The organism is Arthrobacter sp. C2, assembly GCA_024207135.1.
GTDB lineage: Bacteria > Actinomycetota > Actinomycetes > Actinomycetales > Micrococcaceae > Paeniglutamicibacter.
The window spans coordinates 4,246,817-4,262,226 of record CP042428.1 but is presented as its reverse complement, the minus strand read 5'-3'; the positions used below and the strand labels follow the sequence as shown (position 1 = coordinate 4,262,226).

The 15,410-nt window shown below is 69.4% G+C and carries 15 protein-coding genes; 7 read left to right on the top strand and 8 right to left on the bottom strand.

Going from position 1 to position 15,410, the window contains the following annotated elements; all coding sequences use genetic code 11:
• Positions 1–35: 35 nt before the first annotated feature.
• Together hutU and FPY90_RS19450 are read right to left on the bottom strand one after the other, a co-directional pair.
• The gene (hutU, locus tag FPY90_RS19455; protein ID WP_498682866.1) at positions 36–1,715 is read right to left on the bottom strand and encodes a urocanate hydratase; all 1,680 of its coding nucleotides are present in this window, start codon (positions 1,713–1,715) and stop codon (positions 36–38) included.
• Positions 1,712–2,413 carry an IclR family transcriptional regulator gene (locus FPY90_RS19450; protein ID WP_071215746.1) on the bottom strand — a complete coding sequence of 234 codons (702 nt, stop codon included), beginning with the start codon at positions 2,411–2,413 and terminating at the stop codon, positions 1,712–1,714. Before FPY90_RS19450 ends, hutU begins: the two co-directional genes overlap by 4 nt.
• Positions 2,414–2,553: 140 nt before the next feature.
• On the opposite strand from FPY90_RS19450, the gene hutH reads away from it, so the two are divergent.
• The 4 genes from hutH to FPY90_RS19430 all read left to right on the top strand — a co-directional run bounded on the left by hutH (position 2,554) and on the right by FPY90_RS19430 (position 6,027).
• A complete protein-coding gene (gene hutH / locus FPY90_RS19445; protein ID WP_498682865.1) occupies positions 2,554–4,116 on the top strand; it encodes a histidine ammonia-lyase in 1,563 nt (520 codons plus the stop codon).
• Between the two features lie 136 nt (positions 4,117–4,252).
• Positions 4,253–4,675, top strand: coding sequence for a hypothetical protein (locus tag FPY90_RS19440; RefSeq protein ID WP_498682864.1), 423 nt, complete (start codon positions 4,253–4,255; stop codon positions 4,673–4,675).
• 70 nt (positions 4,676–4,745) lie between these two features.
• Positions 4,746–5,402 carry a LysE family translocator gene (locus FPY90_RS19435; RefSeq protein WP_498682862.1) on the top strand — a complete coding sequence of 219 codons (657 nt, stop codon included), beginning with the start codon at positions 4,746–4,748 and terminating at the stop codon, positions 5,400–5,402.
• A 19-nt stretch (positions 5,403–5,421) separates the two neighbouring features.
• Positions 5,422–6,027, top strand: a complete 606-nt coding sequence (locus FPY90_RS19430; protein WP_498682860.1) for a HutD/Ves family protein — start codon at positions 5,422–5,424, stop codon at positions 6,025–6,027.
• Positions 6,028–6,090: 63 nt separating this feature from the next.
• Here the strand turns inward: FPY90_RS19430 and FPY90_RS19425 are convergent, their stop codons facing one another.
• From FPY90_RS19425 to FPY90_RS19415, 3 genes are all read right to left on the bottom strand, one after another.
• Positions 6,091–6,354 (bottom strand): hypothetical protein, encoded by a 264-nt coding sequence (locus FPY90_RS19425; RefSeq protein ID WP_498682859.1) that lies wholly within the window; start codon positions 6,352–6,354, stop codon positions 6,091–6,093.
• A gap of 103 nt (positions 6,355–6,457) precedes the next feature.
• Entirely contained in the window at positions 6,458–6,736 is a 279-nt protein-coding gene (locus tag FPY90_RS19420) for a ribbon-helix-helix protein, CopG family (RefSeq protein WP_498682857.1), read from the bottom strand.
• Between the two features lie 62 nt (positions 6,737–6,798).
• Positions 6,799–7,191 (bottom strand): HesB/IscA family protein, encoded by a 393-nt coding sequence (locus FPY90_RS19415; protein WP_498682855.1) that lies wholly within the window; start codon positions 7,189–7,191, stop codon positions 6,799–6,801.
• A 418-nt stretch (positions 7,192–7,609) separates the two neighbouring features.
• Here FPY90_RS19415 and FPY90_RS19410 point away from each other — a divergent pair, with 418 nt between their 5' ends.
• The 3 genes from FPY90_RS19410 to FPY90_RS19400 all read left to right on the top strand — a co-directional run bounded on the left by FPY90_RS19410 (position 7,610) and on the right by FPY90_RS19400 (position 11,226).
• Positions 7,610–10,147, top strand: coding sequence for a PEP/pyruvate-binding domain-containing protein (locus FPY90_RS19410; protein WP_498682854.1), 2,538 nt, complete (start codon positions 7,610–7,612; stop codon positions 10,145–10,147).
• Positions 10,144–10,758, top strand: a complete 615-nt coding sequence (locus FPY90_RS19405; RefSeq protein WP_498682852.1) for a TetR/AcrR family transcriptional regulator — start codon at positions 10,144–10,146, stop codon at positions 10,756–10,758. The genes FPY90_RS19410 and FPY90_RS19405 overlap by 4 nt, the downstream gene beginning before the upstream one ends.
• 72 nt (positions 10,759–10,830) lie before the next feature.
• The gene (locus FPY90_RS19400; RefSeq protein WP_498682850.1) at positions 10,831–11,226 is read left to right on the top strand and encodes a hypothetical protein; all 396 of its coding nucleotides are present in this window, start codon (positions 10,831–10,833) and stop codon (positions 11,224–11,226) included.
• Positions 11,227–11,237: 11 nt separating this feature from the next.
• On the opposite strand, the gene FPY90_RS19395 is transcribed toward FPY90_RS19400, so the two are convergent.
• From FPY90_RS19395 to FPY90_RS19385, 3 genes are read right to left on the bottom strand one after another with little or no spacing between them, the layout of a single operon-like run.
• Positions 11,238–12,650: an alanine racemase gene (locus FPY90_RS19395; protein ID WP_498682849.1), complete on the bottom strand. Its 1,413-nt coding sequence runs from the start codon at positions 12,648–12,650 to the stop codon at positions 11,238–11,240.
• On the bottom strand, positions 12,647–14,263 hold the full coding sequence (locus tag FPY90_RS19390; RefSeq protein WP_498682847.1) for an FAD/NAD(P)-binding protein: 1,617 nt from the start codon (positions 14,261–14,263) through the stop codon (positions 12,647–12,649). Before FPY90_RS19390 ends, FPY90_RS19395 begins: the two co-directional genes overlap by 4 nt.
• Entirely contained in the window at positions 14,260–15,252 is a 993-nt protein-coding gene (locus FPY90_RS19385; RefSeq protein WP_498682845.1) for a pyridoxal-phosphate dependent enzyme, read from the bottom strand. The genes FPY90_RS19390 and FPY90_RS19385 overlap by 4 nt, the downstream gene beginning before the upstream one ends.
• Between the last annotated feature and the right edge of the window lie 158 nt (positions 15,253–15,410).

Below are 15,410 nucleotides of genomic sequence, written 5' to 3'. Positions count from 1 at the left end.
GGGCAATCTTGCCCGCACCCCAAGGACGGATCGGGCTATTCGGACATCGGGATGCGCACGCCGCGCTCGTTGGCGACCTCGATGGCCCGCTCGTAGCCGGCATCAACGTGGCGGATCACGCCCATGCCCGGGTCATTGGTCAGCAGCGCCTCCAGCTTGGCGGCGGCCAGCTCGGTGCCGTCGGCCAGCGAGACCTGTCCGGCGTGGATGGAGCGGCCGATGCCGACCCCACCACCGTGGTGGATGGAGACCCAGGTGGCACCGGAGGCGGTGGCGGTCAGGGCGTTGAGCAGCGGCCAGTCGGCGATCGCGTCCGATCCGTCCTTCATGGATTCGGTCTCGCGGTACGGGGATGCCACCGAGCCGGAGTCGAGGTGGTCGCGGCCGATCACGATCGGCGCGGAGACCTTGCCCTCGGCCACCAGCCGGTTGAACAGCAGGCCGGCCTTCTGGCGCTCGCCGTAGCCCAGCCAGCAGATGCGTGCCGGCAGGCCCTCGAACTCGACGTGCTCGGCGGCAGCATCCAGCCAGCGGTGCAGGTGATCGTTTTCGGGGAAGAGTTCCTTCAGCGCCTCGTCGGTTACGCGGATGTCTTCCGGGTCGCCGGAGAGTGCCACCCAGCGGAACGGGCCCAGGCCCTCGCAGAAGAGCGGGCGGATGTAGGCCGGGACGAAGCCCGGGAACTCGAAGGCGCGCTCGAATCCGCCCTGGCGTGCCTCGTCGCGGATGGAGTTGCCGTAGTCGAAGACCTCGGCGCCGATGTCCTGGAAGCCGACCATGGCCTCGACGTGCAGGGCCATGGAGGTCTGGGCCTTCTTGGTGAAGCCGGCCTCGTCGGCCTTGGCCTCGGCATCCCACTGCTCGATGGTGTATTCAACCGGCAGGTAGCTCAAGGGATCGTGTGCGGAAGTCTGGTCGGTGACGATGTCGAAGGAGACCGTCCCGGCCTGCTGGCGGCGCAGCAGCTCCGGGAACACTTGCGCGGCGTTGCCGACATAGCCCACCGACAGGGCGCGTCCCTCGTTCTTCGCGGCGGTGACCTTGGCGATTGCAGCATCCAGGTCCAGCTCGACGTCGTCCAGGTAGCGCTTGCCCAGGCGGCGGCGCAGGCGTTCCTCGGAAACATCGACGATCAGGCAGGCGCCGCCGTTGAGGGTGACGGCCAGCGGCTGGGCGCCGCCCATGCCGCCGCAGCCGCCGGTCAGGGTCAAGGTGCCGGCCAGGGTGCCGTTGAAGCGCTTGGCGCCGATGGCGGCGAAGGTCTCGTAGGTGCCCTGCAGGATGCCCTGGGTGCCGATGTAGATCCAGGAGCCGGCGGTCATCTGCCCGTACATCATCAGGCCCTCGGCCTCGAGCTTGCGGAACTCGGGCCAGGTGGCCCAGTCGCCGACCAGGTTGGAGTTGGCGATCAGCACGCGCGGGGCCCACTTGTTGGTGCGAAAGACTCCGACCGGCTTGCCGGACTGGACCAGCAGGGTCTCATCCTCTTCCAGGTCGGTCAGGGTCTTGATGATCGCGTCGTAGGCTTCCCAGGAGCGGGCCGCGCGGCCGGTGCCGCCGTAGACGACCAGGTCCTCGGGGCGCTCGGCGACCTCCGGGTCCAGGTTGTTCATGAGCATGCGCAGCGGGGCCTCGGTCTGCCAACTCTTGGCGGTCAGCTTGGTGCCGCGGGGGGCACGGATGACGCGGGAGGGATCATGTTGGGTGAAGCTCATGGCTGGTTCTCCTGTTGGTATGCGGTCAACACGTTGTGGGCCTCGGCGGCGACGAGTTCGCCGATGGTCCTGATCTTTTCGGGGTTCATGCGGTAGCTGGGGGCCACGACGCTCAGCGCCGCAATCACCCGGGTCCCGGTGGTGGTTCCGTCCGGAGCGTGCGTCTGGACGGCGATCGGCGCGGCAATGGCGGTGACGTCGGCTTCGACGCCGCGGTCCACCACCACGTACCCGGCCTGGGGGGTCTTGCCCGAGAGCACCGCGCCCGAGGCGCTGCCCTCCATCGGGACGGTTCGCCCGACCCATGAGGAATGGCGCACCGAGTGTGTGCCCTCGCGCATGGCGATGTACAGCCCGTGGTCCCCGCCGGGCCCGTGGTGGGCCTGGACGTTCACGTAGGCCGATTCGCCGGTGGCTTCCACGATCCGATCCAGCGCCGGCTCGGCGAGGGAGATGATCGATTCATGGCTCAGGGCCTGGGCCCCGAGCTGCACGATGCGCAGTCCCGGCCGGTAGGCGCCCTCGTCGTCCTTGCGGACGAAGCCGGTGGATTCCAGCGTGCGCAGCAGGCGCAGCGCGGTGGATGCCGAGAGTTCGGTTCCCCGTGCGGCATCGGCAAGCGTCAGGAAACCGGCGTCGCAGACCGATCCCAGCAGCTGCAGGGCCCGCTCCACGGTGCGGGTTGACGGTTCGGCCACGGTGATCTCCAATGTCGGAATTTGATGGTAAAACTGCCCTGGGGGTTGCCCTTTGGCACTCACTGCGTTTCACTTATTGAAACGTGTATTTCATCCAATGGCAAGCATTCGCCACATTTTGTTCCCGAAAGGACATCCCCATGGCCCCCACCGTCATCGTTTCAACCGGAGCCCTGAACCCGACCGCCGTCGTGGATGTGGCCCGCCATCTGGTCCCGGTCGAGCTGTCCAGCGATTCGCTGGCGGCGATGGCCGACTCGCGCGCCGTCATCGATGCACTGGTCACCGACACGGTTCCGCACTACGGGGTGTCCACCGGATTCGGGGCCCTGGCCACCAAGCAGATCCCGATCGAGCTGCGCACCCAGCTGCAGCGCTCGCTGATCCGCTCGCACGCCGCATCCTCCGGCGCCGAGATCGACCGGGAAATCGTGCGCGGGCTGATGCTCAACCGCCTCTCCACCATGGCCACAGGCCGCACCGGGGTGCGCCCGGTCGTGGCGCAGACCTATGCGGCGCTGCTGAACGCGGCCATCACCCCGGTCATCGGGGAATACGGGTCGCTCGGTTGTTCCGGGGACCTGGCACCGCTGTCCCATTGCGCGCTGGCCGTGATGGGCGAAGGCAAGGTCCGCAATGCCGACGGAGTTCTGCTCGACGCCGCGCAGGCCATGGCCGCTGAAGGCATCGAGCCTGTCGTGCTGGCCGAAAAGGAAGGCCTGGCCCTGATCAACGGCACCGACGGCATGCTGGGCATGCTGTTGATGGCGGCATCCGACCTGCGCCGCCTGGCCTCGATCGCCGACATCTCCGCGGCCATGAGCGTCGAGGGCCTGCTGGGCACCGATGCCGTCTTCGCCGCCGACCTGCACGCCCTGCGCCCGCACCCGGGGCAGCGCGACGCCGCTGCGAACATCCGCACCGTGCTTGCCGATTCAACGTTGATTGCCGAGCAAAAGGCCGGAGCCCACAAGTTCACCCGCGTGCAGGACGCCTACTCGCTGCGTTGCGCACCCCAGGTCCACGGCGCGGTGCGCGCGACACTGGCCCACGCCGAATCGGTCGCCGCCATCGAGCTGGCCTCGGCCATCGACAACCCGGTGGTCACCGTCGACGGCCGGGTCGAGTCCAACGGCAACTTCCACGGCGCCCCCATCGGCTACGTGCTGGACTTCCTGGCCATCGCCGTGGCGGACCTGGCTTCGATCTCCGAGCGCCGCACCGACAGGTTCCTGGACACCGCCCGCAACCACGGCCTGAACGCCTTCCTGGCCGACGACCCGGGCGTGGATTCCGGGCACATGATCGCCCAGTACACCGCCGCCGGCATCGTCTCGGAACTCAAGCGCCTGGCCGTCCCGGCCTCCGTGGATTCCATCCCGTCCTCGGCCATGCAGGAGGACCACGTCTCCATGGGCTGGCATGCCGGCCTGAAGCTGCGCCGGGCCATCGACGGCCTGGCCCGCGTGCTGGCCATCGAGCTGCTCACCAGCGCCCGCGCCCTGGACATGCGCGACGGCGGGCTGGAAACGTCCAAGTCCTCCCCGGTCATCACCGCGGTGCGCGAAGCCATCCGCACCAAGGTCCAGGGCCCGGGCACCGACCGCTTCATCTCCCCCGAGATCGAGGCAGTCTTCCAGATGGTGAGCGACGGTTCACTGCTGGCCGCGGCCAACTCGGTGACCGAGACTCCCCTGGCCTGATTCGCCGGGGCCTGCAGCCGGTGGCTGCGCGGTACGCCCACCATTCCTACCCCGCAGCCACCGGGCTACAGTGATCCAAAGAGGACGTTGGCCCCACGATCGGGATGCCTCCACCCGGTCATCCGAGGAAGGCCCCATGCCCACACCGCGACTGCAGGTTCTTGCTGACCTGGGCATCCTGGGCCTGGCCGGAAGCTTCCTCGTTTCCGGATGCGCCTCGTCGAACCCCTGCCTTACCGAACCGATGTCTGCAAGTGCGGCTGCCGTCGAAGCCGGTGCGAGTCTCGTGGTCAGTGCGCCTTCGGCCACCTGCAACCTGGGCTACGGGCCGGAGACGACCTATGGGCTCACCCTGATTTCCGTGGTTCCCCCGGCGCGGCCGCCGGTTTCGATTCGGGTCCCCGTGAACCAGGACGGATCGTTCAGCACCCGGGTCCGGATTCCCAAGGACTTTCCGGCAGGAGATGCCACCGTCCTGGTCACGGGCAGTCCACTTGATGGATGCGGCGCCGAAGGATCCTGCGCCGCCTATTCCGTCTCGTTCACCGTGCAGCGGTAACACTGGAGACCCTGCCCACCACCACGGGCCCCGTTTCGTTTCGCAACCCACCAAGCCAGATAATGGTTTCATGCCGCTTTCATCTCTCCTTGGCTTTGCCGGGGTCGCCCTTGTCGTGGTGCTTGCCCCGGGGCCCGACACCTTCCTGACACTTCGCTATGCCCTGAACCGCCCGCGCAACGGGGTCGTCGCCGCGCTGGGAATGATGGTTTCCATCATGGGCTGGGCGGCGCTTGCGGGACTCGGAGTGGCAGCACTGCTGCAGACCTACCCGGCAATCCACCAGGCAATCGCCATCGTCGGCGGCCTCTATCTGCTTTATCTTGGACTCGGCTCCCTGGTCAAGGCACGCTTCCTGGCCGGGGCATCGGCGGCGACGGCCCGCACCGCCACCCGCTCCGCGGCCGCCGCCGAAACCGAATTCAGCGTGCTGCAGTCCCTGCGCGCCGGGATGCTGTCCTCGGCGCTGAACCCGAAGCTTGGCCTGCTTTTCCTGGCTCTGATGCCGCCGTTCATCCCCGTCGGGTCCAACATGCTTGGTTCCGCGCTGTTGCTCGGTGCGGTGTTTGCGCTCATGGGCGGCGCCTACATGATGATGCTGGCGGCGATCGCCGCCCGCGCCATGGCCTGGTTCAAGAGCCCGACCGTGGGCATCTGGCTCGAGCGGGTCTCGTCCGCGGCCCTGGCCGTCATGGGCGTCGTGGTTCTCATCGGGGCCTTCCTCTAGCCCCGTTAGACTTCTTACCATGACTACCACGAACCGCGCTCTGGCCACCGGCACCGTCTTGCACCTTGCCGATTCCGCCAAGAGAAAATGGGCACACGGCGAGGTGCGGGAAATCGTTGCCGGAAGGCTGGGCCCGGATGCGGGCTTGCTGCCCGCCGAGGGCAATAGGTGGGATTGGCGCCTGAGCGTTGCTTCCATCGAGCGTGCCGGGGAGTTCACCCCCTACGACGGGTTCGACCGCACGCTCACGGTGATCGCCGGGGAACTGCTCGAGTTGACCGTCGACGGAACCGCCCAAGCGGTGGAGGCGCTGCGGCCCTTGAGGTTCTCCGGCGGCAGCGCGGTCACCGCCGCGCTGCCCACCGGCGAGGTGCTGGCGCTGAACTTGATCACCCGGGCCGGAGCGGTGCGGGGCAGCGTGCGCATCGTGGAGCTGTCCAAGAAGCGCGAGCAGCATCTGTTCGGCGCCCAGTTCGGTGTGTTGCTGCAGGGCCAGGCCGTCGTGCGGCACGCCGACACCGAAGGGCCACTTCAATTGCGTGACACCGTCATTGGCGGCGAAGAAGACTCCCCGCGAATTTCCGGCCGGGGCTTCATGGCCGTGGTCTCCCTGGACCTCCCGTAACTCGCGGCCCCGGCAGCGGCGACGTTGCCCGGGACCGACGACCCACCCCGCCCGGGCTTTCGACTACTTGGTGAGACCCGGTGAGACCTGGACGAACCCGACGGCGTTCTTGCGGTGGATCTTCACCGGCGAGCGCGAAAAGCCCTTGGCGTCCATGTTGTTCCCCAGCCGGAAATCTGCCAGGGCCGCATCATAGAGCTCATTCATCCGGCGGCCGCTGACCTCTTCCTGGGTCCCGTCGGCGAAGGTGACCATCAGGGTCATCTTTTCGGGAAAGTGCCGGTTCATCCGCACGAATCCTTCGGCGTCCTGCTTGAGGTTGATCATGTGCTTCCTTCAGTCGATCACGGGTGTCCCCCAAGTCTTCACCATGCCCCGCCAATTTCTGCCACGCCGTGCAATGCGGCGGCAAGTTTTTCAAGTCGGCCCTTCAGTCCAAGTACACCGCCAACGCCTCGCGCATGATCTGGGAACGGGTCTTGTGTTCATTCCTTGCCCAGGCGTCAATGGCCGCAAGCTCCTTTACGGTCAACCACACCGGGACCACCTGTGACGGCAGGGCACCAGGACCGGGTCGACCGCGCCCACTCTTCTTGAGGGCCTGCACCTCGTATCCGCGCTCGGCTTCTGCAACCCAGACCGTTATGTGCCCTTCGGTGAGCAGAACCCCATTGATCGTCTCCTGGTCGCTCAGTACGAATATTGTCATGCGGGAAGAATTGCACCGGCCAGGCCCGGCATCACCCCCGTTGCCTGGAAACCGGACTCGTGTCAGGGTTCGGGTGCATCCCACGGCATGACACACCGAGACCGGCAGTCTTCCTGCCTCTTGCCCGGCCACTGGGTGCCGAAGGAACGGTTGCAAGGGCAGCGATTCGGGGTGTTCGGATTGCCGATGACCCTGAAGCGCGGCGGCTTGATGCGCGCGTTGTAGTCGAGCGTCGCCGAGGGCAGCAGTGATGCCGCCCTGTCACTGACGACCAGTTCGGCGCCCGGGCAACCATAGACGACATCGAGCGGCCCGCCGGGCTCGAGGGAGAACACGTAGGTGCTTCCGCAGCACCCACCGGTCTCGACATCGATCCGCACGGTCCCGCCGAGTGCCGCCAGCTGCAAGATGGCGGCCGGGGTGACACGGAAGGGAGGGAACACGGTATCGCTCATGCCCGCCAGCCTAGCGATGACCTCCAGGCCGCGGAACCCCCGGGCCGCGGAACCATCATCGCCCTCCCGGGAAGTTGCGCTTCCGCGAGGGCATCGCACCTTCCGGCTGGAATTGGAAACTGTCCACGGCACCGTGCGCAGCACCACCGCCGCCGCTACTCGGTGGCGAACCGGGTGACACCCTGCAGGCAACCGGCCGCATCTCCTATGGCGGCATCACCATCGGCCGCGCCCGCCCGGTCCGCTGAACGGCACGGGAAAACACCCCGCGATCGGTCCCTGTCTGGAACGGGCAGGAACCCCTGGGCCAGGCCGTTGCATCCATCCGGTCCCGGGGTCTACATTTAGAGAACGCATAGTTCTCTAACACGTTCCGGTTCCGGCCGTGCGGCGCAGGACCACTTCCCCAGGAGAAAACATGGGCTCCACGACGGATTCCCGCCCCGTGGCCGTTGCACCGCTGGCCGGGTTCGGCTCGGCAGACCTCCCCGCGGTTGGCGGCAAGGCGGCAAACCTCGGCGAGCTGATGCGCGCGGGGCTGCCCGTGCCCGACGGATTCGTTCTCACCACAGACGCCTATGCGCAGGCCGCGCAGCTCGCCGGGCTGCAGGCGCTCTTCACGGACCCGGGCACCACACCGGCGGCCCTGCGCGAGGCAATCCTGTCCACCGGGATGCCCAAGGACATCGGCCAGGCGGTCACGGCCGCCTACCGCCGGCTCGGGGACAGCGTCCCGGTCGCGGTGCGCTCCAGCGCCACGGCCGAGGACCTTCCCTGGGCCGCCTTCGCCGGCCAGCAGGACACCTACCTCAATGTCGTCGGGGCCGAGGCGGTCCTCGATGCGGTGGGCCGCTGCTGGGCCTCGCTGTTCACCGACCGCGCCGTCGACTACCGGCGCCAGCGCCTGATCAGCCCGGACGAGGTCCGCATCGCCGTGGTGGTTCAGGTGATGGTCGAATCCGACACGGCCGGGGTGATGTTCACCGCGGACCCGCTCAGCGGGGCACGGGACCGGATCCTCATCGACGCCGGCGCAGGACTGGGCGAGGCCGTGGTTTCCGGCCTCGTCACCCCCGACCACTATGTGCTTGAGACCGGCGGGAAGCTGCTGGAATGGAAGCCCGGACGCGGCGAGGTCGCCATCCGCCCGACTGCTGGCGGCGGGGTGGCCCACACGGCGGCGACGCGGGACGCGGCACCGGCCGGCGGCACCGACCTGGACGGCGCGTTGCTCACCGCCGAGGAACTGGCGTCCCTGGCCGGGCATGCGCGCACCATCGCCGAGCATTTCGGACGCCCGCAGGACATCGAATGGGCGATCTCCGGCGGCAAGACCTGGATCGTGCAGGCCCGGCCCATGACCGCATTGCCCGTGCCCACCGCACCCCTGGGACGCTTCGGCCGCCTGCAGGGCGCAATCCTGGCCGAGTACTTTCCCGTGCGGCCCTACCCGCTGGACATGACCACGCAGGTCTCCCACGGACCGGCCGAGATGATGCGCGAGATCGCCCACCACTTCGGGCTGGAGGGCGCCTTCACCAACTACCTGCGCGAGCAGGACGGGGTGGTCGTTGCCCTGGTCCCGCCGTCCCCGCGCCCCACCCCGCGCATGCTCCTCACCCCGGCGAAGCTGGCCCGCAAGGCCCACCGCTTCAAGCCCGCGAACTGGTCCGCCGATCCCCGGCAGGCCGCCTTCATCGCCGAGGTCGACGTGCTCGAGTCCCTCGAGCTTGCGGCGCTGCCCTGGGCCACGCTCCTGGATGTGCCGGCCCCGGCCATGGCCACCCAGGATTATTGCCGGGACCTGCGGATCGACTACCTGCCCGGAAGCGGGCTTGCCCTGGCGCGACTGGTCGGGCTCACCGCCGTGCTGGGCCGCCGCACGCTCGTCGCCGACCTGCTCGGCGGCGCAAGGACCCGCACCGAGGATTCCAGCCAGGCCTTGGCCAGGCTTGCCGACGAGCTGCGGGCCGACCCGCAGCTGCGTGGGGCACTCACCAGACTCGACGCGGAACAGGTTTCCCTCGCGCTGTCGCGGGATCCGCGGCTCTCCGGATTCGCCGCCCGGCTGGAAGCGTTCCTGTCCGAGTTCGGCCGCCGCGAAACCACCTCCCCGTTGCTGGTCAGCCCGCCGACCCTGGCCGAGTCCCCGCAGATCGTGCTGGGCATGGCGCTGTCCCTGGCCAGCGCCCCGGCCGCGGACGCCGCAGCGGATTCGCGCTCCGCCACCGCCCTGGAGAAGCTGCTGGAACACCGGCTGCTGCGCGGCCCGAGCCTGGCCAAACTCGCCCGCGCCTGGGTCCAGGCCGCCCGGGAAGCGGTGGCCTTCCGCGAGGACACCCACTTTTACTTCACCGCCGCTCTGCCGGTGCTGCGCCGCTCGCTGCTGCAGATTGGGGCCCGGCTGCAGGCAGCCGGGGTGCTGCACGCACCGGAGGAGGTCTTCCACCTGCGTTGGGAGGAACTCACCGGGATCTTCGACGCCGCGGCCATCCCCGCCGGGCAGGCCGAGCGGCTGCGTGCCGCCGTGAGGGCGCGCACGGCCAAGCGCGCCGAGCTCGCCGGCGTGCCGATGTTCGACGCTTCGGTGTTCTTCCCCGCCGCGGCCGCCTCGGATGCCGTGGCCACCGGCACCCCGGCGGGCTCGGGAACCGCCACCGGCGTGGCCCGGATTATCCGCGACGCCGCCGACTTCGAGCGGCTGGGGCACGGCGAGATCCTGGTGTGCCCCTACACCAACCCGGCCTGGACGCCGCTGTTCCGGCGGGCCGCCGCCGTGGTGGTGGACACCGGCTCCGTGGCCTCGCACGCGGCGATCGTGGCGCGCGAGTACGGGATCCCCGCCGTCATGGGGACCGGAAACGGTACCGCGGTGATCTCCGACGGGGAACAGGTCACCGTGGACGGGACGCGCGGGCGCATCACCCGCGCGGCGCGGGCAGCGGCCACGGCATGAAAACGCAGCCCCCGGACCACCGCACGCTGCCGCGCCGGCACGGCCAGGAACTGGAAGAGGCCATCCTCGCCGCGGCCCTGGCCGAGCTGTCCGAGCACGGCTACCCGGCCTTGACGATGGAGGCGGTCGCCAAGCGGGCCGGTGCCAGCAAGGCCTCGCTGTACCGGAGGTGGCAGACCCGCGCGGCGTTGGTCATGGACGCCGTCTACACGCTGGCACCTTCCCCGCAGTCCCTGCCCGACACCGGCGCGCTGCGTGGCGACCTGCTCGCGGCCCTCCGCCTGGGCGCGACCGCGCTGCGGGGCCCGGCCGGGGAGGCAATGCGCGGGATGCTCGCCGAGGCGCTTCCGGATGCCGAACGCAGCAAGGCGCTGCGGGCCCGCTCCCAGGGCAGGAACCGCCAGCTGATGGCCGAGGTGCTGGGCCGCGCGAGCGCACGGGGCCAGGTCCCGGACGGAGCGGTGACCCCCGCCCGGCTGGAGGTCGGGGCCGCATTGCTGCGCAACCACTTCCTCTTTCGCGGGGAAGCGCTGGACGAAGGCACGCTCGCGGGCTTCGTGGACGAGGTGCTGCTGCCGCTCTTCGGCACACTCCCGCACCAGCCGGACTGAGCCGCCGGTTCCCTGCGGCGGCCCGGATAGGATTGCCCCTTCACCGCCTACCAGGAACGGGGAACGGCAGCCATGGACTACAACGACTTCGAGCTCGTCGCCTTCTGGGTGCTCTGCCTCGCCGCGGCACTGCCGCTGGTGGCCATCGGGATCCACATGCACGTGCGCCGCGGTGCCAGGGCACTGGACTGGTACATGTTCCTGGGATGCCTCGGTTCGATCGTCTACGGGCTCTTCGCCGGGCTGGCCGTCGGGGCGGTGTTCCCGCCGCCCTATGTCCCGGGCCTGGCCGAGGGCAAGGGCCTGGACCTGCGCGGAATCTCCCTGGTCTTCGGCTCCTGGTTTGGCGGAATCCTCGGTTTCCTCGCCACCCTGGCCACCTTCGCGACCTCCAAGTCCGTCCGCTGGCGCCGGCACCGCCGAGCCGCGCAATCCATCGTGCACACGCCAGGCACCGGGCAGGAATAGCGCCCCCGGGCTCAGGCGCGCAACACCCGCTCCTCGATCAGGTCGGGCACCCAACCGTTCCCCTCCCGGACCAGGTTCACCGCCAGCGGCAATTGGTGCGAGGCGCTTTCCACGATGTGCATCAGGTAGCCCGCGGTGTTGGGAAACGCGACCATATCCCCCGGGGCGGCCCCTTGGGGGAACTCGAACCGCCGGCGCAGGATCAGCTCCTCCTCGATGCAGTAGGCACCCACCAAAAACCCGCTGAACGGCTCGCGGGCCCGCCGCGGCCCGGACGCGTGCAGCAGGATCGGGTCCAGCAGGAAGTCCGCCGAGGTCGAGCGGCACTGGGTCCTGTTCATGTGCAGGCCCAGCAGCGGGACCCCGTCGCTGCGTTCCTTCCCGAAGGCCACCGCGGCCAGGGTCAGGCCGCACCCGTCCAGCAGTGAACGCCCCGGTTCGCAGCGCAGCTGGAGGTTCCGTGCCACCAGCAGCTGGGCGATGGTTTCCGAGGCTCCGGCGGGCCGGGAGCCCAGGACGGCATCGAGCCACGGTCCGCGGACCAGCTCCTGGTGGTAGGGGTAGACGCCGGTGCCCGGGTTCGTCCCCACGGACCCGAGCGAATCGGCTTTCCAGGTGATGTCCTCGCTGCCGGCGGGCTGGCCGGCGAGCGCCTCCCAAAACGCCGTCCATTGCCCGGAGTCGTCCAGGTAGGACATCGGGATGCCGCCTCCCATGTCGATGAATCCCGGTGCATGCCCCAACCCGGCCAGCGCATCGACGAGCCGGAGGGATTCGGCCAGCACCAGGGCGCGATGTTCGGCGCTGTAGCCGTTGAGGTGGAAGTGGATCCCGGCGACCTCCAGTCCGGAGGTGTCGTGGTGCCCGCCCAGGAACGCGAGCCAGTGATCCGCCCGAAGCCCGAAGCGGGTCGGCGGCAGCAGGGGGTTGGCCGAGGCCAGGCGCAGCGCGACCCTGGCCCGCACCCCGTGGGCGGAGGCGACCTCCAGGAGGTCCTCGGCCTCGTCACGGTTGTCCAGGCTCACCACCACGCCGTTGTCCAGGGCCAGTTCCAGCAGCTCGCGGGATTTCACGGCCGCGGTGACGATGACCCGGGCCGGGTCCACGCCGCGGCGCAGGGCCTGGTCGAGTTCGTGGAAGCCGGCCACGTCGATCCCGCAGTCCGCAGCCACCGCCGCATCGATGGCGCCGATGGTCTTGTTGGCCTTGCGCGCCAGGTACACCCGGAAATCCACGCGGTGCCCGGCGGCCGCGGCACGCAGCTCGTCGGCGTTGCGCCCCAGCGCGGAGAAGTCGTGGAGGTTCACCGGGGAACCGTAGGCGTCGATCAGTTCCCGGCACCCGGCGGGGTCGGCGAGCAGGGCCTCCATCCAGGGTTCCAGGCGGGCGGTGAGCGGGAGCGTTCCGTGCATCAGGGGTTTCATGTTCGTTCTCCAAGGTGTTGGGGCAGCCGTTGCCTTGCGATGCGTCGGGCCCACCGCACAGGTTCGTCGTGCAGCGAGCGGTTCAGGGTGTCGTGGCCCAGCGTCGGGCCCTCGGTGGGGCGTCCGAGCGCGGCCAGGGATTCGTTGCGGTTTCCGCGTGCATCCAGGCAAGTTCCATCGGTGTCGGTCAACAACCCGGTTTCCCCCGCGCGCACCGTAACCTCCCCGGCGGCCAGCAGGCCCGCCATCACGGGCGAGAAGGCCGCTCCGCCGGGTGCCGGGGCCGCCAAGACACCGGGAGGCGGGGTGACCGCATCGATGACCAGCGTGCCGGCCGGTTGGTGTGGCGGGAATACGCCTTGTTCCAGCAGTCCGGAGTCGAAGAGCGCCAGCAGCTTCAAGGCCGTGATTTCGGGAGGCCCGAAGGCCAGGCGCTCCAGGGACCTGGCCACGCGCCGGAAGACCCGCGCCTGCGCGGGGTCCCAGCGCACCCGGCAGACCGCGCGGACCAGCTGGGGATACAGCCCCGACCAGACCCTGCCCCAGATCCACTCGGTGCCCGGGACCGTGTGCCCCCGGTTCATCGCGATGCTGCGGCGCAGGTGTTCGGCGGCCGTTTCGGTGCCGCGTCCCGGTTCCGCCCGCCCGGTCAGGGCCGTGCGCCACAGGGCCAGGGGCGTGGCCGGTGCCCCGGAGAGTTGCGCGCATTCCATGGCGCAGGTCAGCAGGACGCCGAAGAGCCCGGTGTATCGGGCGCCGGGCCCGCCCGGGCCGGAGGCGAGGCCGGCGCCCCACGCCAGGACCTGGTCCCGGTACGCGTCCAGGCACCGGTTGATCGTTTCGGGCACCTGCGCGGGCTTGGGTTCCATGGGCAGGTTGCTCAACGATCCCATGGTGATCTTTCCAGGTTCCCGGCCGGCTGGGACATAGCAAAGCGTCGGGCCGCCGGCCCCCTCGATCGGCATCCAGTGCCCGCCGCGGCCCTCGGTCAACATGAGCACCGCATCGTAGGCGGTCAGTGCGGCACCCCGGACCAGGACCGTGCTTCCGGCCGGGACGGCTGCCTCCCCCAGCGCGCCGTAGTCCCCGATGAGTGCCTCCGGGTTGCGCGCGCCGGCAAGCCGGGGCCCGGGGGCCTCGCCGGGCAGCCCGTGGCCGGTCGCCAGCACCACCTCGTCGTAGAACCCGGTCCCGGCGTCGCTGGCCACTTCCCATTGATCCCCGGCGCGTGCCACGCCCGTGACCCGGGCCGGGACGTGGGCCAGCGGGAAGTTGGCGGTTTCGGCCAGGGTCCGGAACCGCTCCTGCAGGTACCTGCCGACCACGGCCCGGGGCGGGTAGGGTTCGGTGCCGTACCGGGGCTCGACCCGGGCCACCCAGGAAGCGAAGGATCCGTCTCCTTCGGCGGATGTGGCGTCAATGATGCCCGCCGCCACGTTCAACCGCACGTGCCTGGGCTGGCCGGCCTGCCAGACCCGCCCGGCACCGGGCGGGTAGGGGTCGAAGACATCGACGACCGGGCCTTCGCTTCCCCCGGGGGAACATCGGTCATTCAGTTCCAGCAGCGCAAACAGGGCCTTGGGCCCTCCCCCGATGAAGGCTATGCGTGTCATCGGGTGCTGGTGCCCTGCACCTGGTCCAGGGTGCTTGGTTCCGGCTCGTGGCCGAGGTTGTTGCGGACCCAGTCGTCGTCATAGACGGTGTGCAGGTACGGCACGCCCGAATCGTGGACCAGGAAGCCGATGCGCGAGCCTTCCCCGAGGCCGGGCATGTGCCGTTCCATGGCCGCCACGATGGCACCGGTGGAGGCGCCTGCCAGGATCCCCTCGCGCTGGGCCAGCTTGCGGCACCCGCGAACCATCTCGATCTCCTCGATCCTGCACACTACGTCGGGGTCCGCCTGCAGGGACAGCTCCGTCACGATGCCGGCGCCCAGCCCCGGGAAGCGCCGCTGGCCTTCCTCGCCGCCGAACAACACCGAACCGACGGCGTCCACGGCCACCAGCGTGGTTTCCGGATGGTGTTGGCGCAGGTACCGTTGGCAGCCCAGGAGCGTGCCGGTGGTGCTGGTGGCCACGAACAGCATGTCCAGCCGCCCGCCCACGGCCTCCATGAACTCGGGCATCGTCGTGTTGAAGTGCGCGTCCGGGTTGGCGGGAGATCCGTATTGGTTGGTGGTCACCGCCCCGGGGATATCGTTCAGCAGCTGCTGGACCCGTTGCCGCCGTGCGGCGAGCTTGTTGCCGTCGGCCGGCGTTGGCACCAGCTCGATCCTGGCCCCGTAGGCGCGCATGATCTCGAGTGCCGAGCGGTTGGCATTCTCGTCGACGACCGCCACGAACCCGATGCCCCGGACCACCGATTGCCGGGCCAGCGCGATGCCGAGGTTCCCGGAGGTCGATTCCACGATCAGGCCCCCGGGTTGAACCCGCCCGGAAGCCATGAGGGATTCAATGAGGCTGTGGGCAGTTCGCTCCTTGGTGCTGCCCGAGAGCTGGAGCAGGTCCAGTTTGGCAAAGACCTCCCTCCCGGAGTCCTCGAAGAGGCGATTGAGCTTGGCCGTCGGGGATTTCATCGGGCTCAGCGTTCCGTCGCTGTACATGTTCGCTCCTTGCATCTGGTTGGACAGATCATCCGGCCCGGTGGCCCTGGAACGGATGGGACCGGGCTGGAGCCGGGGCCATCCGTTGACACGCCCCGGCGTGGGGAACGCCGAAACCGACATCACGGACGTACCCGTGGTGGCCGGTTGCGGCTGTG